The 799-nt window shown below is 36.3% G+C and carries 1 protein-coding gene; it reads left to right on the forward strand.

The features are described from left to right. A partial coding sequence (locus I7X29_RS15225) for a site-specific integrase (RefSeq protein ID WP_198475887.1) occupies nt 1–799 on the forward strand: 799 nt, incomplete at both ends.

The following is a 799-nucleotide window of genomic DNA, read 5'->3' on the forward strand; positions in this document are numbered from 1 at the left end:
TTACTCATTATGAGGAGTTGATGAAGTACGAGGGAGTGGTTACTGCTCAGAAGCTAAAAGCTACTTTCTTGGGTATAGGAGTAATGGAAGATTCCTTGCTAAAAGTCTATGAGAAGTTTAAAGAGGACTTTGCCCTGATGGTAGAAAAAGGTGTTAGAAGTTATAGTACGCTCAACAAATACGAAAATGTATACACTCATTTGAGTGAGTTTATCCAGTACAAATACCACAGAAGTGATATTTCTTTCAAAGAGCTTACAGAAGACTTTATCAACGATTTTGACTTCTATCTTAGAGTTAATAAAAGTCTTACTCACAACACAATATGGGTTTATATGATGCCCCTTTGTAAAATGGTAGAAATAGCTATAGACAAGAGTATCATCTATCGCAATCCTTTTAAGAATTATATAAGTTCTATGGAGGAGAAAGACAGAGGCTATTTGCTTAGAGAGGAAGTAGAAGCTCTTCTACAATATCATCCTAAGAGTGCTTCTGCTGAATTAGTACGAGACCTATTTGTTTTTAGTTGCTTTACAGGCTTCTCTTACATTGACATCAAGCAGCTCAAGAAAAGTCACTTACAATCGTTCTTTGACGGTAACAAATGGCTTATCAAACGACTTCAGAAATCCGATGTGCCCTGTAATGTACGTCTGTTAGATATAGCCGAGAAAATTATTGAAAAATATGAGGGTACGACTCGTACTGAGGCATTGTTTCCTACGCCCTCCAACACTAATTGCAATCTCTTAATCAGAAAGATGATGAAAGATTGTAACATCATTCGTGAAAAACC

The organism is Capnocytophaga periodontitidis (genome assembly GCF_016126015.1).
GTDB lineage: Bacteria > Bacteroidota > Bacteroidia > Flavobacteriales > Flavobacteriaceae > Capnocytophaga > Capnocytophaga periodontitidis.